The sequence below is a fragment of the Micromonospora sp. NPDC049301 genome, from assembly GCF_040678715.1.
Classification (GTDB): Bacteria; Actinomycetota; Actinomycetes; order Mycobacteriales; family Micromonosporaceae; genus Micromonospora.
In genome coordinates this window covers 518,027-538,366 of sequence record NZ_JBFAQO010000001.1, presented here as the reverse complement: position 1 = coordinate 538,366, position 20,340 = coordinate 518,027, and the positions used below count along the sequence as shown (strand labels likewise).

The window sequence follows — 20,340 nt, the reverse complement described above, 5'->3', positions numbered from 1 at the left end:
GCCTGGTGCGGCTCGTCCGCCCGTGGCCACCCCCGGGATCGGCCCCGGGTGCTCGCCCGAGATGTCCGGCGGGCACCTGCGCGTCCCGCCGACCTGACATGCTGCCGGTGGCCATTCGCACCGGCAGCAGATCGCACAGGAGGCATCGGTGACGACCGGCGAGGTCCTCTGGACGCTGCGCGCCGAATGTCCGATCCCGGCCCGGCTCTCGCCGCACGCCGACCGGGTGCACGAGTGGCTGCTCGGCCTGCTGCCCGAGCTGGGCCTGCCGTTGGACGACGCCGCGCTGCACCGGCTGAGCCGGGGTGCCTTCGCCCGGTACGCCGGCCGGCTCTACCCGGACGCCACCGAGGCCGACCTGCGGAGCCTGACCGCCCTGTTCACCTGGTTCTTCCTCGTCGACGACGTCTGCGACGGGCCGGGCCGGCTCGCTCCGGAGCAGATCCGGGCGCTGCGCGACGGCACGCTGGCGCTGCTGCACGACGGCCACCGGGCACGGCACGCCGGGTTGACGGGTCCGCTGCGGCGGCTGCTCGTGCTGGCCTGGCGGGAGCCGCGCCGCCGGATGCCGGCCCGGTGGCGGCTGCGCTTCGCCGACGCGGTGGCCCGGCACCTCGACGGGACCCGTCGAGAGGCGGCCAACAAGGAGGCGGGTCACCGACCAGGCGTCACCGAGTACGTCGAGCTGCGTCGGGCCACCTCGGCGGCCGACGTGTCGTACCCGCTGGTGGAGTTCGTCACCGGCCGGCCCCTGCCCGACCCGGTCTACCACCACCCGCTGCTGCGCCGGGTCGCCCGCACCGGTAACGACCTGCTCTCCTGGTACAACGACCTCGCCTCGCTGGACCGGGACCGGGCCACGGCGGGCGGGCACAACCTGGTGCTGGCCATGCAGGACGAGTGGGGTCTGTCGCCGGCGGAGGCCGTCGACCGGGTGGCCGAGCGCTGGCGGGAGTCCATGCGGCTCTTCGTCGCGCTGCGGGCCTCGGTGCCGTCGTTCGGGCCGGCGCTGGACGAGGCGGTCACCGACCATCTCGACGGGGTGGCCGACGCGGTGCGCGGCACCATCGAGTGGACCCTGGAGAGCGGCCGCTACCCGACCAGCAAGGAAGAGCCCCTACTCAACGCCTTCCGTGGAGCAGGGGCCGCTTCCTGACAACCGGCGTGCGCCGGGACGGCCGGCCTCAGGCCCGCAGGCCGAGCCGGATCACCAGATCGAGCAGGGCGAAGGCGAACAGCGCGATGCCGACGAAGCCGTTCGCGGTGAAGAACGCCCGGTTGACCTTGCTCAGGTCGGTCGGGGTGACCACCAGGTGCTGGTAACCGAACGCGACCGCGGTGAGCGCCAGGCCGACCCACCAGAGCCAGCCGAACCCGACCATCGCCCCGAACCAGACGAAGAGCCCGAAGGTCACCACGTGTGCCACGGTGGAGGCGTTCAGCGCGAAGCGCCGGCCGTACCGGGCGGGCACACTGTGCACACCGATCTCCTGATCGATCTCGGAGTCCTGGCAGGCGTAGATCAGGTCGAAGCCGCCGATCCACAGCCCGACCGCCGCGCCGAGCATCCAGGCCGGCCAGGAGCCGTCCAGGGTGCCGGTGACCGCCAGCCAGGCGCCGACCGGCCCGACCGCCTGGGCCACCGCGAGGATCGCGTGCGGCCAGTTGGTGAACCGCTTGCCGTACGGGTAGACCACCAGCGGCACCACGGCGAGCGGCGCCAGCAGCAGGCAGAGCGGGTTGAGCAGGGCGGCTGCGGCCAGGAAGACCACCAGCGCGACGGCCGCGCCGGTCCAGGCCGTCCGCACGCTCACCGCCCCGGTGACCAGCTCCCGTGCGGCGGTACGCGGGTTCCGCGCGTCGATCCGCCGGTCGAGGATCCGGTTGGCGGCCATGGCGAACGTCCGCGCCCCGACCATCGCCACGGTGATCAGCAGCAGGTCGACCCACCGGACGTGCCCGCCGTTGACCTGCATGGCGGTGAGCGCCGACAGGTACGCGAAGGGCAGCGCGAACACCGAGTGCTCGATCGCCACCAGTTTGAGGAAGGACTTCACCCGTCCCGGCTTCTCGGCCGGCGCGTCGAGGACCGCCATCAGATGCCGTACTCCTTCCAGCGCTTGTCGACCAGGGCGGTGACCTCCGGCGACATGCTCATCTCCTCCGGCCAGCCGCGGGTGTAGCCCTCGGTGGGGAGCTTGCGGGTCGCGTCGACGCCCACCTTGCCGCCCCAGAACTGCTGGTACGACGCGTGGTCGAGGTGGTCGACCGGGCCCTCGGTGAGCAGCAGGTCGCGCGCGTAGTCGACGTTGCCGAAGGCGCGGAAGGCGACCTCGTTGTAGTCGTGCACGTCGCAGTCCTCGTCGACGATCACGATCAGCTTGGTCAGCGACATCAGGTGCGCGCCCCAGATCGCGTTCATCACCTTCTGCGCGTGCTTCGGGTAGCGCTTGCGGATCGAGACGATCGCGCAGTTGTGGAAGACACCGGCGGCCGGCAGGTCGTAGTCGACGATGTCCGGGATCAGCAGCTTGAGCAGCGGCTGGAAGATCCGCTCGGTGGCCTTGCCGAGGCCGTGGTCCTCCTGCGGCGGCTTGGACGTGACGATCGAGTGGTAGACCGGCTTGCGCTGCATGGTCATCGCCTCGATGTGCAGCACCGGGAACGGCTCGACGGGCGTGTAGAAGCCGGTGTGGTCGCCGAACGGCCCCTCGGGCAGCCGTTCGCCGGGCTCCAGGTAGCCCTCCAGCACGATCTGCGCGTGCGCCGGGACCTGCAACGGCACGGTGAGGCAGTCGACCATCTCCACGCGTTCGCCGCGCAGGAACCCGGCGAACAGGTACTCGTCGATGTCGCTGGGCAGCGGCGCGCTGGCCGCGTACGAGACGACCGGGTCGCAGCCGATCGCGACCGCGACCGGCAGGCGCTGCCCGAGCCGTTCGGCGACCGCGTGGTGGGCGGTCGAGTCCTTGTGGATCTGCCAGTGCATGCCCAGGGTGTTGCGGCCGTGCTGCTGGAGCCGGTACAGGCCCAGGTTGCGCTTGCCGGTCTCCGGGTGCTTGGTGTGGGTCAGGCCGAAGTTGTGGAAGATGCCGCCGTCGCCGGGCCAGACCTGGAGCCCCGGCAGCCGGTTCAGGTCGACGTCCTCACCCCGGTAGACCACCTCCTGGCAGGGCGCGGTGTTCACCTTGCGCGGCGGCAGCGACTTTAGCTGCATGACCTTGCCCAGGCCCTCCCGGATGCCGGACCAGCCGACCGGCAGCTCCGGCTTGATCAGCGCGCCGATCCGGGCGCCGATCTCGTCCAGCGAGTCGACGCCGAGCGCCATCGCCATCCGCTTCTCGGTGCCGAAGAGGTTGATCGCCACCGGCATCTCACCCCGGGTGGGACGCTCGAAGAGCAGCGCCGGCCCGTCGGACCGCACGGTCCGGGTGACCACCTCGCTGATCTCCAGGGTGGGGTCCACCGGGACGTCGACCCGGCGCAGCTCCCCCGCGCGCTCGAGCGCCGCGAGGAAGTCCTTGAGATCGTTGTACGGGAAGCCACGAGCCGCCATGCCCGCCAGTCTCCCGCACCGTGTCCGCCGCCGACCAAGGCGGGTGCTGTGACGTACGTCCGGAACGGTCCCCGGTGACCCTCCCGCCGGCCGGGGCCGGATTGTGCGGCGACCGGCGGGGTAGTCGAGCGGTCCGCCGAGCGGAGGAGTGGCGATGGGCGACGGACGGGTTCCGGACGGATTTACCGAGCAGCGGGCCCGGGTCGGTGACGTGACGCTCAACTACGTCCGGGGTGGGCATGGCCCGACCCTGGTGTTGCTCCACGGCTATCCGCAGTGCTGGTACATGTGGCGGCCCCTCCTGCCAGAGCTGGCGCGGCACTTCGAGGTGGTCGCGCCCGACCTGCGCGGTTTCGGCGGCAGCGACGCCCCGGACGGCGGTTACGACAAGAAGACCGTCGCCGCCGACCTGCACGGGCTGCTCGACCAGCTCGGCCTGACCGGTGACCTTCGGCTGGTGGGGCACGACCTGGGGACCATGGTGGCGTACGCGTACGCCGCCGCGCACCCGGAGCGGGTGAGTCGGCTGGTGCTCAGCGAGGCACCGATCCCCGACGAGAGCCTCTACGTGTTCCCCGCGCTCACCCCCGCCGGGCCGGGGGTGTGGAACTTCGGCTTCTTCTCGCTCCGTAACGGCCTGCCGGAGCAGATGGTCAGCGGGCGCGAGGCGCTCTGGGTGGACCGGTTCACCGACGCCCTGATGGTGCGCAAAGGCAGCATCGCCACGCCGGATGTCGAGGAGTACGCCAGCCACCTGCGCGACCCGGCGCACCTGCGGGCCAGCTTCGGCTACTTCCGGGCGTTCGCTCAGGACATCGCCGACAACACGGCGTACCGGGCCACGAAGCTGCGCATGCCGGTGCTGGCGATCGGTTCGCGGGCCAGCCTCGGCGAGAAGGTGGCCGAGCAGGCCAGCCGGTACGCCGACACGGTTCGCGGCGAGGTGGTCGACGACTGCGGGCACTGGCTGTACGAGGAGCGGCCGGAGGAAATGCTCGCCCTGCTGGGCGACTTCCTCGCACCGGCCTGAGCTCCGGTCGGGGAGGACGCGTCCGGACGCCGGTCAGGCGGTGGGCGTCCAGGCGTGGGCGGCCAGCGGCGGGTCGAGCGGCGCCCGGGTGAGCCGGTTGGCGAAGGTGGAGATGGTGTACGTGCCGACGCCGAACACCACGTCCAGCGCGTGCCGGGGCTGGTAGCCGGCGGCCAGGAAGTCGTCCAGCTGGTCGTCGGGCACGGCGCCCCGATGGTCGAGCACGGCCAGCGTGAACCGGCGCAGCGCCTCCAGGCGTGGCTCGGGCAGCGGCGCGCCGGAGCGCAGCGCGGTGATCAGCTCGGTGGTCGCGCCGAGCCGGGTGAGCGTGCCGGTGTGCAGGGCGACGCAGACGTGGCACTCGTTCGTGGTGGCGACGGCGAGGACGACCACCTCCCGTTCCAGCGGCTCGAGGGCGGTCTGTTCGAAGCCCGCGTTGGCGGTGAGGAAGCCGGCGAGCAGCTGCGGCGACTCGGCCATCAGCGCCACGGGTGCGGGCAGCCAGCCGAAGCGGCGGCGTACCGCCTCGACGGTCGGGCGGGCGGCGGCGGGCGCGGTCTCGGCGGTGTGCGCGGTGAAGACGGACACGGTTACCTGCTCTCGGGAGTGTCACGTCGCCCCGGTCATCCGGGCGCGTAAAGTAGTCAACGTGGTTGACGGAATGGTAAACGTGGTTGACGAACATGGCAACCGCTGACCCCGCCCGGCCCGGCTTCCAGCTGCCGCTGCTCCTGCTGGCCGGCTTCCGGACGCTGATCGACGACCTGCACGCCGAGCTGGCCCGGCAGGGGCACCCGGAGCTGCGCCCGCTGCACGGCTTCGTGCTCCAGGCCGTCGGGCTGGACGGCACCACGGCCACCGAACTGGGCCAGCGGTTGGGCATCTCCAAGCAGGCCGCCGGCAAGACGGTCGACCGGCTGATCGCCGTCGGCTACCTAGACCGGGTCGACGATCCCCGGGACGCCCGCCGCCGGCTGGTCACGATGACCCCGCGCGGCGTCGACGGGCTGCGCCGCTCAGCCGAGATCTTCGACCGGCTGCGCGAACGGTGGGTCGAAGCCCTCGGCCCCGAACGCGTGGACGCCCTGGAGGACGACCTGCGGACGATGGCCGCCGCCAACTGGTTCCGCCTCGACGTGCCAGGCTGGTTCGGCGGCTGACCCGCGACCGGAGAGTCGGCGAGGTATCTCACCGGGCGTGGCGCACCGGCGGCCCACGGGGGCAGGGTGGAGCCATGTCGGACGCCTACGTCGTCGGTGACCCGGACGGGTTGTCGCCCCTGCTGGTCGAGCTGCGTGACGCCATCGCCCGGGAGCTGCACGCCCAGCTCGCGCTGCGCGCCGAGCGGATCGAGCTGGCCGACCTGCCGGAGGTGGCCTACCAGGTCACCGTCCAGGTCGACCGGACGCTACGCGCCTGGCGACCGCGGTCCCACCAGGCCGACGGGTAGGACCAGCCCGTCGCTCAGTCGAGGCCGCCGTACGAGTGCAGGCCGGTGAAGAAGATGTTCACGCCGAACAGGTTCATCAGCATGGTGAGGAAACCGAGCACCGCGAGCCAGGTGGCCACGTTCCGCTTGACGCTGGGCGTGGCCCGGGCGTGCAGATAGCCCGCGTACACCACCCAGGAGATGAACGCCCAGGTCTCCTTCGGGTCCCAGCCCCACGGCCGTCCCCAGGCAGCCTCGGCCCAGATCGCCCCGGCGATCACCGCGAAGGTGAAGACCGGGAAGGCGAAGGCGTGCAGCGCGAAGGTCAGCCGCTCCAGGCTGACCGCCGCCGGCAGCCGCTTGGCCAGGGTGTACGGGAAGCTCCGCTTGCCCTGCTCGTACCCGGCGCGCATCAGGTAGCCGACCGCCGGCACCGCGCCGAGCAGGAAGATGCCGGACGCGAAGACGATCGTCGCGACGTGGATGACGAACCAGTACGAATTCAGCGCCGGCACCAGCGGCACGATCGGCACGTACAGCACCAGCTCGGCCGTGGCGACCAGCAGCACCATCACGAGGGTGAGGAACAGCCCGAGCTTGCGCAGCGACGGCCGCTTCCAGAGCACCACCAGCCAGGCCGTGACCCCGATGAACGTCACCGTGAGCACGAACTCGTACATGTTGCCCCAGGGCATCCGGTCGGCGGCGATGCCGCGCGTGACCAGGGCCGCGAGGTGCAGCGCGGCGGCGAGCGCGGTGGCGCCCACCGCCATCAGGCCGGCGATGCGGGCCCGCCGCGCCGAACGGTCGGCCACGGCAGGCAGCGGGACCGGCGCGGGCGACGTCGGTACGCCGCCACCGCCGACACCGGCACCCACCAGCTCGCGGGCGGGAGCCGCCGCGGCGACCCGGGTACGGGCGTTGCCCAGCGCGTACTCCACGGCGTGACTGATCATCGCGACCAGGTACACCAGGATCGCGAAGGTCACCAGATTGTCGGAGAGTGCGGACATCACTCGGTCCCTTCTCGCGCGCCGGCCCGGTCATCGGGATCAGCACCCGTGTCCGCTCGGTCATCACCGCGGACCGCGGCGACGAGCTGGGCGAACTCGTCGGCGAACCCTGGATAGTCGGTGCGCGGCAACCCACCGGCCTCCACCAAGCTACTACCGCCCGTCGGAGATCCTTCCACGGGGTCCGCCGGCATCACCCGGAAGAACACCCGGCGGCGCCGCCCGAACAGCGACCCCATCAGCCCCACCAGCAGGAAACCGCAGCTGACCAGCAGCAGCGTCGAGCCGGGGTCGTGCCGGACGGAGAGGGTCACGTACCGCTCGGTGCCCAGGAACTCGACAGTGGTGCCGTCGTCGAGCGTCCAACTCTCGCCCTTCCGGAGCAGCTTGGTGCCGACCTCCTTGACCTTCCCGGCCCGCACCTGCCGCTGGTCGAGTTGGTAGACCGAGCCGGGGATGCCGGCGTCCAGGCCGAGGTTGCCCCGGTAGGCGACCAGGTTCAGCGCCGGGTTGCGCTCGGTCGGGTACTCCGAGCGGACGAACGGGGCCTGCTGCGGGGCCGTGGGCAGGTAGATGCCGGTGAACGCCATCTGCTCGTCCGGTGCGCGCTGCCCGGTGCGCGGGTCGACGTTCGCGTCCGGGAAGGCCGCCAGCCCCTCACTGGTGAGGCCGCTGTCCCCGGTGGTCAGGAACGGCTCGTCGCTGATCTGGCTGCGGCCGAACCGGTCGGTGTAGCGGATGACCGGGGCGTACCCGTGGCCGAGCAGGTAGACGCTCGCGCCGCCCAGCCGCAGCGGCGAGTTCACCGAGAAGTCCGCGCTGCGGATCGGCTCGTCGGGGCCGTCGACGGTCACCCGGGCGTTGAAGAACTCCGGCTGGCCGGACGCCAGGAACCGGGCCTCGAAGTCGTCCAGCCGCAGGCAGAAGCGGGGCAGGTCCTCGCTGTCCACCCGGGGGCCGAGCTTCGCCTCGGCGTACTGCTGCCGGGTGTTGCAGAAGGCGTTGTCCGCGCCCGCGACCAGCAGTCGGTTGCCGCTCCAGCCGTACCACGAGCCGAGCGCGACGCCGATCAGCACCGCGATCAGCGACGTGTGGAACAGCAGGTTGCCGGTCTCCTTGAGGTAGCCCTTCTCGGCGGACACCTCGTCGCCGCGGACCTCCACCCGCCACCGCCGCTTCCGCAGCACCTCGGCGACGGCCGGCGCGCCGCCGGCCGGGGCGGGCAGCACCGCGTGCTGCGGCAACCGCTGGAGGCGCTTCGGCGCGGCCGGCGGTCGGGACCGCAGGGCCCGGACGTGGTCGCGCAGGCGGGGCGTGATGCAGCCGATCAGCGAGGTGAACAGCAGCAGGTAGATCGCGGAGAACCAGACCGAGCCGAAGACCTCGAACGCGCCGATCCGGTCCAGCCGGGGGGCCAGGTCCGGGTGGTCGACGAAGTACTGGTTCACCTTCTCCGGGCTGATCCCGCGCTGCGGCAGCACCGAGCCGGGGATGGCCGCGACCGCGAGCAGGAAGAGCAGGATCAGCGCCGTACGCATGCTGGTCAGCTGCCGCCACGAGTTGCGCAACAGGGCCAGCAGCCGGTTGGGTCGGCGCCGGGGCGCCGGGGCCGCGGTCTCCGGCCGGTCGTCCACGACCGTCATCAGATGCTCACCTCGCCCACCCCGACGGTGGTCTGCAACCAGATCACGAAGCTCTGCCATCCACCGGTGACCAGCGCCAGGCCGATCAGGATGAGCAGGGCGCCGCCGACCCGGGTGACCCAGCGGCTGTTGCGCCGGACGGCGCGGAAGACCCCGAGCAGGCGCTGGAAGCCCAACCCGAAGACGACGAACGGTATCCCCAGCCCGAGGCAGTACGCCACGGCGAGCACCACGGCGCGGTCGCTCTGGCCGCTCGCGGTGGCCATGCCCATCACCGCGCCGAGGGTGGGGCCGGTGCAGGGCACCCAGCTGAGCGCGAAGACCGCGCCGAAGACCGGCGCGCCGAGCAGCCCGGCGGAGGGCAGCCGGGAGATCCGGAACTCCCGCTGCAGGGCCGGGATCATCCCGAGGTAGCCCAGACCGAGCACGATGATCAGCACGCCGATCACGATCTCCAGCTGCCGCTCGTAGTCGAAGAAGACCCGGCCGATGCTGGCGAACAGGATCGCGGTGGCGACGAAGACGACGGTGAAACCGGCGATGAAGAGCAGCGTCCCGGCGAGCACGCGTCCCTTGACCGCGCCGGCCCGCGCGACCCGCTCCCGTACCGCGACGCCGCCGGTGGCCTCGGCCGGCGCGGGCTCGGCCGCCGGTCGGCGGCCTTCGAGGTCGGTGCCGGCGAGGCCGGTGACGTACGAGAGGTAGCCGGGGACCAGCGGAAGCACGCACGGGGAGAGGAAGCTGACCAGGCCGGCGAGCGCCGCCGCGCCGATGGCGAGCAGCAGCGGCCCGCTCAGAGCCAGTTCACGGAAGGTCTCGCCCATCAGCCGGACGCCGGCTTCTCGGCGGCGATCCGCTCGACGATCGGTTGCAGGCCCTCCTGCTTGACCGCGGCGCGGATCACCGAGGCGATCCGGCCCTCCCGGTCGAGCACCACGGTCGCCGGGACGGTGTTCGGCGGAATGTCCAGGGCGAGCGCCAGCTTGCTCGGCGGGTCGAACAGGCTCGGGTAGGTGACCCGACCCTCCTCGAACGCCTTGGCCTTGTCCCGCTGGTCCTGGACGTTGATGCCGAGGAAGGTCACCCCGGAGTTCCTGGTGGCCTGGTAGGTGGCTTCCAGGTCGTCGGCCTCGGCACGGCACGGCGCGCACCAGGAACCCCAGAAGTTGACCACCACCACCTGGCCGCGGGCCTGGCTGACGTCGTAGCTGCCGCCGGTGAGCAGCTCACCGGCCAGCTTCGGAGGTGCCGAGCGCTGGTCGGGAGCACACTCGATGATCCCGTCGGAGGTGGTCGTGCAGGTCTTCTCCCGGCCCTGCGACGTGCAGCCGGTCAGCGCCACCGCGGCGACGGTGGCGAGCAGGCCGGCGGTCCACCTCCGGGCGCGCATCAGGCTCCCTTGGCCGTCCGGGCGGTCGCGGAGAGCGCGATCAGGTGCGCGGCCGGCTCGCTGTAGCCGATGCCCACCACCTTCGCGCCGTCGAAGTGGAACGTCGTGAGGCTGGCCAGCCCGCACTGCCGCTTGCGCGGGTCGTGCCAGAGCCGCTTGCGCTCGACGTACCGGCGCAGTGTCCAGATCGGGAGCTGGTGCGAGACCAGCACCGCCTCGCGCCCCTCGGCGGCGACCCGGGCGGCGTGCACCGCGGCGAACATCCGCTCCGCGATGGCCTGGTACGCCTCGCCCCAGGACGGGGTCACCGGGTCGCGCAGCACCCACCAGTTGCGCGGGTCGCGGAACGACCCGTCGCCCGGCGACACCTTCTTGCCCTCGAACCAGTTGGCGCTCTCGATCAGCCGCTCGTCCACACCGACCGGCAGCCCGAACTGTGCGGCGATCGGCTCAGCGGTCTGCTGGGCGCGCTCCAGAGGGCTGGCCACCACGTGCACGACCTCGCGTTCGGCCAGCCCCTGCGCGGCGGCCTTGGCCATCTGCACACCCAGCTCGGAGAGGCGGAAACCGGGCAGCCGGCCGTAGAGGATCTGGTCGGGGTTGTACACCTCGCCGTGCCGGAGCACGTGGACCACCGTCTTGCTCACCGCTGCGCCCCCCTCGTTCGCGACTGCGGGGCCCGCAAAACCGGCTCACTCCTCGCGCTCACCACTACCCCCCGAGACCCGCCGCTGCCGCCGCGTTCGCCGCCGTCGGCAGTGCGGCGGCGATCTGCTCCAGAGCGGCGTCGTCGATCGCCGCCGACACGAACCACGACTCGAACGCGCTCGGCGGCAGGTAGACGCCGGCCGCGAGCATCGCGTGGAAGAACGCCTTGAACGCCGGCACCTGCTGGGTGCGAGCGCTGTCGTAGTCGACCACGTCGGCGTCCGTGAAGAAGATGGAGAACATGCTGCCCGCGTACGACAGTCGGTGCGGGACCCCGGCGGCGCCCAGCGCGTCGGAGGCCAGCTTGCCCACGACGGCGGCCGTGTCGTCGAGCTTGCGGTAGAGCGACTCGTCGGCCAGCCGCAGGGTGGCCAGGCCGGCGGCGCAGGCGAGCGGGTTACCGGAGAGCGTGCCGGCCTGGTAGACCGGGCCCGCCGGCGCCAGTCGCGCCATGATCTCGGCGCGCCCGCCGAACGCGGCGGCGGGCAGCCCACCACCCATGACCTTGCCGTACGTCCAGAGGTCGGCGTCCGACGCGTCGAGGCCGTGCCAGCCGGCGCGGGAGACCCGGAACCCGGTCATCACCTCGTCCACCACGAGCAGCGCGCCGTGCGCGTGCGCGATCCGGGCGAGCTGCTGGTTGAAGCCGTCCCGGGGGGCGACCACGCCCATGTTGCCGGCGGCCGCCTCGGTGATCACCGCGGCGATGTGCGGGCCCTCGGCGGCGAAGGCCTCCTCGACCGCCCTGATGTCGTTGTACGGCAGCACGATCGTCTCGCTGGCCGCGGCGCCGGTGACGCCGGGCGAGTCGGGCAGACCGAGGGTGGCCACGCCGGACCCGGCCGAGGCGAGCAGCGCGTCGACGTGCCCGTGGTAGCAACCGGCGAACTTGACGATCTTGGAGCGCCCGGTGAAGCCACGGGCCAACCGGATCGCCGACATGGTCGCCTCGGTGCCGGAGTTGACCAGGCGCACCTGCTCCACCGGGGTCCGGTCGACAATCTCGGCGGCCAGCTCCACCTCGCCCGGGGTGGGGGTGCCGAAGCTGGTGCCCCGGGCGGCGGCGGCCTGCACGGCGTCCACCACCTCCGGGTGGGCGTGCCCGAGGATCAGCGGACCCCAGGAGCAGACCAGGTCGACGTAGCGGCGGCCGTCGGCGTCGTGCAGCCACGGGCCCTCGCCACGGACCATGAAGCGGGGGGTGCCGCCGACCGCCTGGAAGGCGCGCACGGGGGAGTTCACCCCGCCCGGCACGATGGCGCGGGCGCGGTGGAACAGGGCCTCGGAGGCCGGAGCGTCGGCCGGGTAACGGCCGGATCCGGCGGAGAAGGTGTCGGTCACGATGCCGCCATTGTGTCAGCGCCGAACGGTCAACCAGCAGCCACCCCGGGCCGGGGTTACCGGGCTCACCCGTCTCCGGCACCCGTCGGCGGCCCCGACATCGGGGGGCCGACGCGGCGGCCGTCGGCCTCGACAGGCCGGGTCGTCCGGATCGCGATAGGCTGACCGGGTGGATCGTGCCGAACTGTCCATCACGCTACACCGGACGGGCGACGAAGCAGTGCTGCGCCTGGCCGGTGAGATCGACATGCTCACGGCCGCTCAGCTCTCCACGGTGGTCAACGAGGTGCTGGCCGACCCGCCCCCGCGGATCGTGCTCGACCTGGGCGGCGTCACCTTCTGCGACTCGCAGGGCCTGGGCACCCTGGTCGTGCTCAGCCGCAAGGCCAGCCACGCGCAGAGCCTGCTGATGCTGACGCACGTGGGCGATTTCCTCCTCCGCGTCCTGGACATCACGGGCCTCCGCAGCGCCCTGATGATCCGCAACGACCAACCCACCGGCTGACCCCACTCCGGGTCCGTCCGGCCCGCTCCCCCGGTTGATCATGAAGTTGTTGCCGACTTCTGTCCCATTCGTCGGCAACAACTTCATGATCAACGCCTGCGTGGGAGCCGGTCAGGGGGTGGGGACATCCCGGGTGTGGAAGGTTTTCAGCGCTACGGCGAGCAACGCGGCCGTCACGGCGACCAGGGCGGCCAGCGGGGTGACGGTCCAGTCGGGGCCGAGGACCTGTGGGGTGTGGGTGAACGGCGAGAGGTCCAGCGCCCACTGGTCCAGCTCCAGCACCGCACCGAGCTGACCGAGCAGCAGGCAGCCGGCCAGCACCACCCAGGCGCCCGCGGAGAACCGGGGCAGCCAGCCGACCAGCAGCGCCGCCAACCCGGCCAGCACCCAGGCCGCCGGCACCTGGGCCAGGCCGGCGCCGAGCAGTCGGGGCACCTCGCCCCCGACGTCACCGACGCTGAGGCCGTAGGCCAGCCCGGTGGCGAGCCCGGTCACCGCCAGCACCACCGCCGGGCCGAGCAGCGCGAAGAGCAGGTGCGCCGCCAGCCAGCGGGTCCGGCTGACCGCCGTGCCGAGCAGCGGCTCAGCCCGCCCGGCGGTCTCCTCCGCCCGCGCCCGCAGCGCGGCCTGGATGCCGTACCCGGCGGCGGCCAACGCGGTCAGGCTCAAGGTCCCACCCAGGTACGCCTCGGCGAGCGCCGAGCTGCCACCGAGGCGGGCAAGGATCTCCGCGATCTGCTGATTGCCCTGCACCGCGTCGCCGGCAGCGTCCGCCGCGCCGCCGAGCACCAGGCCGAGCAGCCCGAAGCCGACGGTCCAGCCGAACAACTGGCCCCGATGCAGCCGCCAGGCCAGGCCGAACGGGCCCGCCAGCCGTGGGCCGGCGGTGGCCGGGCCGAGCCGGGGCGGCAAAACCCCGGCGCCGAGGTCCCGGCGCACCGAGACGGGGTACGCGACGAGCGCGATCGCCGCGCTGAACAGCACCGGCAGCAGCAGCACCCACCACCGCTCGTCGGCGAAGGCCCGGCCCCGGGCAGCCCAGCCCAGCGGCGAGAGCCAGCTCAGCCACTCGGCGCTCCCGCCGGTGCCGCCGGAACCCCCCGCGTCGCCGGCCAGCCGCAGCACGAAGGCCAGCCCGAGCGCACCGAGGCCGATCCCGCGCGCCCCGCTCGCACTCTCGGTGAGCTGCGCGGCCAACCCGCCGACCGTGGCGAAGACGATGCCGGTGAGCGCCACCCCGGCCCCGAAGAGCAGCGAGCCCGCGGCCGGCAGGTCCGCGGCGACCAGGCCGGCGGCGGTGAGCAGGCCGAGCAGCACGTTCGCGGCGTACGTCACCAGCAGCGCGGCGGTCAGCCCGGCGTACCGGCCCAGGACGGTTGCGCCGAGCAGCTCCCGCCGGCCCGCCTCCTCCTCGGTGCGGGTGTGCCGGACCACGGTGAGCACGCTGACCAGCGCGGCGATCAACGCCAACAGGCCGGCCCGCTGGACGGTGAGCGCACCGATGCTGTCGCCGTACACCGGGCCGAGCAGGGCGACGATGGACGGGTTGCTCGCGGTGCCGGCCAGGTACGCGGCACGCTCGGCGTCGGTCGGGTACAGCCCGGCGTACGCGCCGGCGTAGCTCGCCGGCAGCACGGAAAGCAGCAGGATCCAGATCGGCAGCACGACCCGGTCCCGGCGCAGGATCAGGCGCACCAGGTGCCGGGTGCCGGTGAACGCGTTCACGAGCGCACCGCCGGCTCGGCCTGGTAGTGCCGCAGGAACAGCTCCTCCAACGTCGGAGGCTGGCTGACCAGGCTCCGTACGCCGATGTCGGTGAGCCGGCGCAGCGCGGCGTCCAGCGCGGCGTTCTCCACGTCGAAGCGCACCCGGGCGCCGTCCACCCGCAGGTCGTGCACGCCGGCCAGCTTGCCCAGCCCGTCCACCGGGCCGGTCAGCTCGGCCTCGATGGAGGTCCGTCGCAGGTGGCGCAACTCGGTCAGGGTCCCCGTCTCCACGTCCCGACCGTTGCGGATGATCGTCACCCGGTCGCAGAGCGCCTCCACCTCGGCCAGGATGTGACTGGAGAGCAGCACCGTGCGGCCGTCGGCCTTCGCCCGGCGGACCCAGTGCTGGAAGACCTCCTCCATCAGCGGGTCCAGGCCGGAGGTCGGCTCGTCCAGGATGAGCAGTTCGGCGTCCGAGGCGAGAGCGGCCACCAGGCCGACCTTCTGCCGGTTGCCCTTGGAGTACGCACGCCCCTTCTTGCGCGGGTCCAGCTCGAAGGAGTCGAGCAGCTCGGCCCGGCGGGCCGGGTCGAGGCCGCCGCGCATCCGACCGAGCAGATCGATGACCTCGCCGCCGGAGAGGTTGGGCCAGAGCGTCACGTCGCCCGGCACGTACGCCAGCCGCCGGTGCAGGGCCACCGCGTCGCGCCACGGGTCACCACCCAGCAGTCGGACCGCCCCCGCGTCGGTCCGCAGCAGGCCGAGCAGCGCCCGGATGGTGGTCGATTTGCCGGCGCCGTTCGGACCGAGGAAGCCGTGCACCTCGCCGGCGCGGACGGTCAGGTCCAGACCGTCGAGCGCCCGGGTCCGGCCGAAGGTCTTGACCAGGCCGGACACCTCAATGGGAGTTTCCATGTATCGGAAGCTACACTCGTTTCACAAACTTGTGAAGACCGTGCGAGCCAGGGCACCATCGGGGGCCACGCGAGCAGTCAGGAGGGACCGCCATGGCAGCCACCGACGGCCACGACCCGGTGCACCTATTCGTCGAGCGGATGGCGTTGACCTTCGCCGAGGTCGGGTTTCCGCGGATGGCCGCGCGCGTGCTGTTCACCGTGATGAGCGCCGACGACCCGCTGACCGCCGCCGAGATCGGCGAGCGTCTCGGCGTGAGCGCGGCGGCCGTCAGCGGGGCGGTCCGCTACCTCACCCAGTTCGGCATGCTGATCCGCGAGCCGGTCCCCCGGTCCCGCCGGGACCGCTACCGGATGCCGGACAACCCCTGGTACGAGGCCACCATCACCAAGACCGCGCTCTACAAGACGTTCATCGACGCGGCCGACGCCGGCGTGGTCGCTCTCAACGGCCCACAGACGCCGGCCGGCGAGCGGGTCGCCGAGATGCGCGACTTCTTCATCTTCGTGCAGAAGGAGATCGACTCGCTGGGCGAGCGCTGGCGGGCCCGCCGCGCCGCCACCGGTCACATCCGACCCGGCGAGGCCTGAGCGGCGTCGCCAAAGGCGACCGTGGCCTCGAACCAGATGTAGCGCGGTCACGCCTCGGAGTCGCGCTCGCCGGCCGCCCCCCGCCCGATCTGCGAGGCCGGAACCTCCAGCGGCCGTCCCCGGCTCTCCAGCGCGTCCAGTAGCGCGACCAGGGCCAGCACCCCGGCCACCACACTCAGCCCGACCATCGGCGACCAGCGGGCCAACGCCGGCGTGAACAGCAGCAGGGCCACCAGGCCGATCGTCCGGGAACGGGAGAGCCGGCCGAAGATCTCATACTCCAGCCGCGTACGGGCGACGAGGAAGAGCACCGGACCGCCCACCACGAACAGGAGCCAACTGGGCCGAGGCGGCCCGAACGGATCATCGATCACCAGTTCGTAGCCGACAGCGGTGACCAGCACGCTGAACACGATCAGCAAACGCGTCCGTTCCGACGTCGCGCCCAGCCGGCCCGGCATACCCGCCCGATCCAACGCCTCGGTCAGCAGCAGACCGGCCCGGTGGAAGTAGATCCGCCAGAGCAGCGCGCTGGTGACGAACGCGACCGTGAAAGCGGCTGCCCGCTCCGCGGAGTAATCCTTTCCGCTGAAGACCACGCCGATGACCAGGATCGACTCACCGAGTGCGATGAGAAGAATCTGCTGGTAACGGTCGGCAAGATGCATCCCGGCGATCCGCCAGCGACCCACCGCCGCAGCCCCGAGCCACGGCAGCGGCCAGCCCAGAGCCCAGGCGAGGTAGTCGATAACGAGGGCGGCAGCCCACAGTGGCAGGCGAAGCTGATCCGGACCCAACGCACCGGCCAGCCACAGCGGCGCGCTCACCGAAGCCCACACGGCGAGCCGGAACGGCACCAGCCGTCGCGGATGGCCACGCAGCGCGGCGGCGACCACCAGCGGCCGTACCACCATCACCATCAGGTACGCGACCGTGAACGGCAGCGCTCGCTCCTCCATGGCCCGTGGCAGCGCCACCGCCATGACCAGACCGGCGAACATGGTGCCGACCACGACGGCCTGGATGACCGGCTGCTCTGGCTCGTAGCGACTGGTGATCCAGGCGGTTTGCGACCAGATCAACCAGAGCGCCAGGAAGAGCAGCATGGTACGAGCGAACCCGTTGACCAGCGCCCAGCCGGTGTCATCGCCCAGGCCGGCGAACCGTTGTGAGACCCCGGTGAGGGCCACGACGAAGGCCAGGTCGAAGAAGAGCTCCAGGAACGTGGCGCGGCCCGAACTCTCGGGAGCGCGCAGCAGTTCGGCGCCCCGCCGAGCCGCCATCGTCCGCCTCCGTCCGCCCCTTGTCGCCCCAACGAGTCGGCGGTCGGAGGGGTTGCGTCAGCGCCTGGCGGCGTGCACCTCACGCACACGGGTTGCGGAACGGCCGCTGCGGCGTCGGGCCAACGGAAAACCTGGTCGACCCGACCACCGGCGACGGGTCCGTGTCAGGAGGTGTTGCCCCAACGGGCCTGTTCGATCAGCCGCACCGCCCGGTCCCGGGCGTCCGGATCGTCGGAACGGAGCAGGGCGGTCGCCTCGTCGACCGCGTCGGTGAGTCGCCGCCACTGCGTGTCGCGATCCCGCACCAGGTCCGACTGGGCGGCCAACTGCCGGGTCTTCACCCACAGCTCGACGAAGACCGACACCTTGGCGCGCAGCACCCACGGGTCGAACGGTTTGGTGAGGTAGTCCACCGCGCCCACCTGGTACCCGCGCAGGGCGAGCTGGGCATCCCGGTCCGCGGCGGTGAGGAAGATGATCGGCACATGCCGGGTCCGCTCCCGGCGCTTGATGTGGCTGGCCGTCTCGAAGCCGTCCATGTCCGGCATCTGCGCGTCCAGCAGGATCACCGCGAAGTCGTCCACCAGCAACTGTTTGAGCGCTGCCTCGCCGCTCTCCACCGCCACCGACTGGACCGGCAGGCCCTGGAGGATCGCCTCCAGGGCCATCAGGTTTTCCCGCCGGTCGTCCACGAGCAGCGCCTTGGCCATCTGGGTCACGAAGTCTCCTCGGTGCGGCCGCCGCTGATCCAGGACGACATCAGCTCGATCAGGTCATCCAGGTCGACCGGCTTGGTGATGTAGTCGCTGCCCCCGGCCGCGAGCGCCGACTCGCGGTCACCCGGCATCGCCTTCGCGGTCAGGAAGACGACCGGCAGGTCGGCGAACCGGTGGTTACGGCGGATCTGGCGGGTGGTCTCGTACCCGTCCTGGTCCGGCATCATGGCGTCCATCAGCACGATGTCCACCTCCGGATGCTCGGCCAGCAGGCGGACACCGTCCGCCCCGTTGTCCGAGTACAGCACGGTCATCCCGTGCAGCTCCAACGCGCTGGTCAGCGCGAAGACGTTGCGCACGTCGTCGTCCACGATCAGCACGGTGGCGCCGTCCAGCTGGCGGGTGGCCGGCGCCTCCGGCCGCTGCGGCAGCAGCTCCAGCGGGGGCATCAGCAGCGACGACGGCAGGCCGGCGCGCTGCGGGGACGGCGACTGGGGTGCGACGACCGCGTCCGGGGCCAGCACGTGCGGCACGAACAGGGTGAAGGTCGACCCCTGCCCCGGTGCCGACGACACGGTGATCGTGCCGCCGATCAGCCGTGCCAGGTCGCGGCTGATCGACAGACCCAGGCCGGTACCACCGTACCGGCGGCTGGTGGTGCCATCCGCCTGCTGGAACGCCTCGAAGATGATCGACAGCTTGTCGTCGGAGACGCCGATCCCGGTGTCGATCACGGTGAACGCGATCACCTGCTGGGCGTTGGTCAACGCCGGCACGTCGAACACGGCGTTCTCCGCCGCCGGGGCGATCCGCAGCGTCACCGCGCCGTTGTCGGTGAACTTCACCGCGTTGGAGAGCAGGTTGCGCAGGATCTGCTGCAACCGCTGCGCGTCGGTGACCAGCGCCGGCGGCAGATCCTTGCTCACCCGCACCTGGAAGTCCAGGCCCTTCTCCTCGGCCTGCGGCGCGAACGCCTGCTCCACGTAGCCGCGGATCTCCGCGAACCGGATCTCGGTCGGCTCGACGTCCATCCGGCCCGCCTCGATCTTCGACAGGTCCAGGATGTCGTCGATCAGCGAGAGCAGGTCCGAGCCGGCGCTGTGGATGGTCCGGGCGAACTCGATCTGCTTCGGGTTGAGGTTCTGCTCCGAGTTCTCGGCCAGCAACCGGGCCAGCAGCAGCAACGAGTTCAGCGGCGTACGCAGCTCGTGGCTCATGTTGGCCAGGAACTCCGACTTGTACGCCGAGGCCCGGGTGAGCTGCTGCGCCTTCTCCTCCAGGCCGAGCCGGGCCAGCTCGATCTCCCGGTTCTTCGTCTCGATGTTGCCCTTCTGCTCCGAGAGCAGGGTGGCCTTCTCCTCCAGCTCGGCGTTGGTGCGCTGCAACTCCGCGGACTGCTCCTGGAGCTCGTGCGCCAGCCGCTGCGACTGGGCCAGCAGCTCCTCCGTACGCCGGTTGGCCTGGATGGTGTTGACCGCGATGCCGATGGTGAGCACCAGCCGCTCCAGGAACGACAGGTGCAGCTCGGAGAAGGCCGCCACGCTGGCGAACTCGATCACCCCGAGCAGCTCCCCCTCGAACAGCACGGGGAGCACCACCAGGTCGGACGGGGGTGTCTCGGCCAGGCCGGAACGCAGCGTGAGCCGGCTGTTCGGGGAGGCGCTGACCCGGATCGTCCGGCGCGACAGCGCGGTCTGCCCGACCAGCCCCTCGCCCGGGCCGAAGGTGACGTCGTGCCCCCGCGCCACGTACCCGTAGGAGGACGTCAACCGCAGCCGCATGCTGCCGTCGGCGTCGTCCGCGAGGAAGAAGGCGCCGAGCTGGGCGTCGACCAGCGGGGTCACCTCGGTCATGATCATGCGGCAGACCTCGACCAGGTCCCGCTGGCCCTGCAACAGGCCGCCGATCCGGGCCAGGTTCGAGTCCAACCAGCCCTGCTCGGCGTTCTTCTTGGTCGTCTCCCGGAGGGTGACGATCATCTGGTTGATGTTGTCCTTCAGCTCGGCGACCTCGCCCTGCGCCTTGACCGCGATCCGCTGGGTCAGGTCGCCACGGGTCACCGACGTGGACACCTGGGCGATGGCCCGCAGCTGGGTGGTCAGCGTCGAGGCGAGCTGGTTGACGTTCTCGGTCAGGTCCCGCCAGGTGCCGGAGACGCCCTTCACCTGCGCCTGACCGCCCAGCTTGCCCTCGATACCGACCTCGCGGGCCACCCGCGTCACCTCGTCGGCGAACGACGACAACTGGTCCACCATCGTGTTCACCGTGGACTTCAGCTCCAGGATCTCGCCCTGCGCGTCGACCGTGATCTTCTGGCTCAGGTCGCCCTTCGCGACGGCCGTGGTCACCGAGGCGATGTTGCGGACCTGGCTGGTCAGGTTCGACGCCATCGAGTTCACGTTGTCGGTCAGGTCCCGCCAGGTGCCGGACACGCCCTTCACCTGCGCCTGACCGCCCAGCTTGCCCTCGGTGCCCACCTCACGGGCCACCCGCGTCACCTCGTCGGCGAACGACG

Annotated in this window: 20 protein-coding genes; 6 read left to right on the top strand and 14 right to left on the bottom strand. The window is 71.8% G+C overall.

The features are described from left to right. Positions 1 to 148 precede the first annotated feature (148 nt). Positions 149 to 1,156 carry a terpene synthase family protein gene (locus AB0K07_RS02590; RefSeq protein ID WP_363750416.1) on the top strand — a complete coding sequence of 336 codons (1,008 nt, stop codon included), beginning with the start codon at positions 149 to 151 and terminating at the stop codon, positions 1,154 to 1,156. A 28-nt stretch (positions 1,157 to 1,184) separates the two neighbouring features. Here the strand turns inward: AB0K07_RS02590 and mqnP are convergent, their stop codons facing one another. Then, positions 1,185 to 2,096: a menaquinone biosynthesis prenyltransferase MqnP gene (mqnP, locus tag AB0K07_RS02585; RefSeq protein ID WP_363750414.1), complete on the bottom strand. Its 912-nt coding sequence runs from the start codon at positions 2,094 to 2,096 to the stop codon at positions 1,185 to 1,187. Beyond that, positions 2,096 to 3,556 carry a menaquinone biosynthesis decarboxylase gene (locus AB0K07_RS02580; RefSeq protein WP_363750413.1) on the bottom strand — a complete coding sequence of 487 codons (1,461 nt, stop codon included), beginning with the start codon at positions 3,554 to 3,556 and terminating at the stop codon, positions 2,096 to 2,098. Before AB0K07_RS02580 ends, mqnP begins: the two co-directional genes overlap by 1 nt. Positions 3,557 to 3,710: 154 nt before the next feature. Here AB0K07_RS02580 and AB0K07_RS02575 point away from each other — a divergent pair, with 154 nt between their 5' ends. Then, positions 3,711 to 4,586 carry an alpha/beta hydrolase gene (locus AB0K07_RS02575; protein WP_363750412.1) on the top strand — a complete coding sequence of 292 codons (876 nt, stop codon included), beginning with the start codon at positions 3,711 to 3,713 and terminating at the stop codon, positions 4,584 to 4,586. A gap of 33 nt (positions 4,587 to 4,619) precedes the next feature. Here the strand turns inward: AB0K07_RS02575 and AB0K07_RS02570 are convergent, their stop codons facing one another. Further along, a complete protein-coding gene (locus tag AB0K07_RS02570) occupies positions 4,620 to 5,174 on the bottom strand; it encodes a carboxymuconolactone decarboxylase family protein (protein WP_363750410.1) in 555 nt (184 codons plus the stop codon). A 95-nt stretch (positions 5,175 to 5,269) separates the two neighbouring features. Here AB0K07_RS02570 and AB0K07_RS02565 point away from each other — a divergent pair, with 95 nt between their 5' ends. Then, a complete protein-coding gene (locus AB0K07_RS02565) occupies positions 5,270 to 5,746 on the top strand; it encodes a MarR family winged helix-turn-helix transcriptional regulator (RefSeq protein WP_363750408.1) in 477 nt (158 codons plus the stop codon). A 74-nt stretch (positions 5,747 to 5,820) separates the two neighbouring features. Then, on the top strand, positions 5,821 to 6,036 hold the full coding sequence (locus AB0K07_RS02560; RefSeq protein WP_252416244.1) for a hypothetical protein: 216 nt from the start codon (positions 5,821 to 5,823) through the stop codon (positions 6,034 to 6,036). A gap of 14 nt (positions 6,037 to 6,050) precedes the next feature. On the opposite strand, the gene ccsB is transcribed toward AB0K07_RS02560, so the two are convergent. The 6 genes from ccsB to hemL form a co-directional block, all read right to left on the bottom strand. After that, complete coding sequence (gene ccsB, locus AB0K07_RS02555; RefSeq protein ID WP_363750406.1) at positions 6,051 to 7,028, bottom strand: c-type cytochrome biogenesis protein CcsB; 978 nt, start codon at positions 7,026 to 7,028, stop codon at positions 6,051 to 6,053. Continuing rightward, positions 7,028 to 8,671, bottom strand: coding sequence for a cytochrome c biogenesis protein ResB (locus AB0K07_RS02550; protein WP_363750404.1), 1,644 nt, complete (start codon positions 8,669 to 8,671; stop codon positions 7,028 to 7,030). Before AB0K07_RS02550 ends, ccsB begins: the two co-directional genes overlap by 1 nt. Next, on the bottom strand, positions 8,671 to 9,495 hold the full coding sequence (locus AB0K07_RS02545) for a cytochrome c biogenesis protein CcdA (RefSeq protein WP_363750402.1): 825 nt from the start codon (positions 9,493 to 9,495) through the stop codon (positions 8,671 to 8,673). The genes AB0K07_RS02550 and AB0K07_RS02545 overlap by 1 nt, the downstream gene beginning before the upstream one ends. Next, positions 9,495 to 10,061 carry a TlpA disulfide reductase family protein gene (locus AB0K07_RS02540; protein ID WP_363750400.1) on the bottom strand — a complete coding sequence of 189 codons (567 nt, stop codon included), beginning with the start codon at positions 10,059 to 10,061 and terminating at the stop codon, positions 9,495 to 9,497. The genes AB0K07_RS02545 and AB0K07_RS02540 overlap by 1 nt, the downstream gene beginning before the upstream one ends. Then, positions 10,061 to 10,708: a histidine phosphatase family protein gene (locus tag AB0K07_RS02535; RefSeq protein ID WP_363750398.1), complete on the bottom strand. Its 648-nt coding sequence runs from the start codon at positions 10,706 to 10,708 to the stop codon at positions 10,061 to 10,063. Before AB0K07_RS02535 ends, AB0K07_RS02540 begins: the two co-directional genes overlap by 1 nt. Positions 10,709 to 10,772: 64 nt before the next feature. Beyond that, positions 10,773 to 12,110, bottom strand: coding sequence for a glutamate-1-semialdehyde 2,1-aminomutase (gene hemL / locus AB0K07_RS02530; RefSeq protein WP_363750396.1), 1,338 nt, complete (start codon positions 12,108 to 12,110; stop codon positions 10,773 to 10,775). A gap of 169 nt (positions 12,111 to 12,279) precedes the next feature. Between hemL and AB0K07_RS02525 the strand changes: the two genes are divergently transcribed. Further along, positions 12,280 to 12,615, top strand: a complete 336-nt coding sequence (locus AB0K07_RS02525; protein WP_363750394.1) for an STAS domain-containing protein — start codon at positions 12,280 to 12,282, stop codon at positions 12,613 to 12,615. Positions 12,616 to 12,726: 111 nt separating this feature from the next. Here the strand turns inward: AB0K07_RS02525 and AB0K07_RS02520 are convergent, their stop codons facing one another. Both AB0K07_RS02520 and AB0K07_RS02515 read right to left on the bottom strand, forming a co-directional pair. Next, entirely contained in the window at positions 12,727 to 14,340 is a 1,614-nt protein-coding gene (locus AB0K07_RS02520; protein ID WP_363750392.1) for an ABC transporter permease, read from the bottom strand. Continuing rightward, the gene (locus AB0K07_RS02515; protein WP_363750390.1) at positions 14,337 to 15,236 is read right to left on the bottom strand and encodes an ABC transporter ATP-binding protein; all 900 of its coding nucleotides are present in this window, start codon (positions 15,234 to 15,236) and stop codon (positions 14,337 to 14,339) included. The genes AB0K07_RS02520 and AB0K07_RS02515 overlap by 4 nt, the downstream gene beginning before the upstream one ends. A gap of 92 nt (positions 15,237 to 15,328) precedes the next feature. On the opposite strand from AB0K07_RS02515, the gene AB0K07_RS02510 reads away from it, so the two are divergent. After that, complete coding sequence (locus AB0K07_RS02510) at positions 15,329 to 15,826, top strand: helix-turn-helix domain-containing protein (protein WP_363750388.1); 498 nt, start codon at positions 15,329 to 15,331, stop codon at positions 15,824 to 15,826. Between the two features lie 47 nt (positions 15,827 to 15,873). Here AB0K07_RS02510 and AB0K07_RS02505 read toward each other — a convergent pair whose 3' ends face one another. The 3 genes from AB0K07_RS02505 to AB0K07_RS02495 all read right to left on the bottom strand — a co-directional run. Then, positions 15,874 to 17,109: a low temperature requirement protein A gene (locus tag AB0K07_RS02505; RefSeq protein WP_363750386.1), complete on the bottom strand. Its 1,236-nt coding sequence runs from the start codon at positions 17,107 to 17,109 to the stop codon at positions 15,874 to 15,876. A gap of 164 nt (positions 17,110 to 17,273) precedes the next feature. Further along, positions 17,274 to 17,828 (bottom strand): response regulator, encoded by a 555-nt coding sequence (locus AB0K07_RS02500; protein ID WP_363750385.1) that lies wholly within the window; start codon positions 17,826 to 17,828, stop codon positions 17,274 to 17,276. Then, a partial coding sequence (locus AB0K07_RS02495) for an ATP-binding protein (protein ID WP_363750383.1) occupies positions 17,825 to 20,340 on the bottom strand: 2,516 nt, incomplete at its 5' end. The genes AB0K07_RS02500 and AB0K07_RS02495, both read right to left, overlap by 4 nt.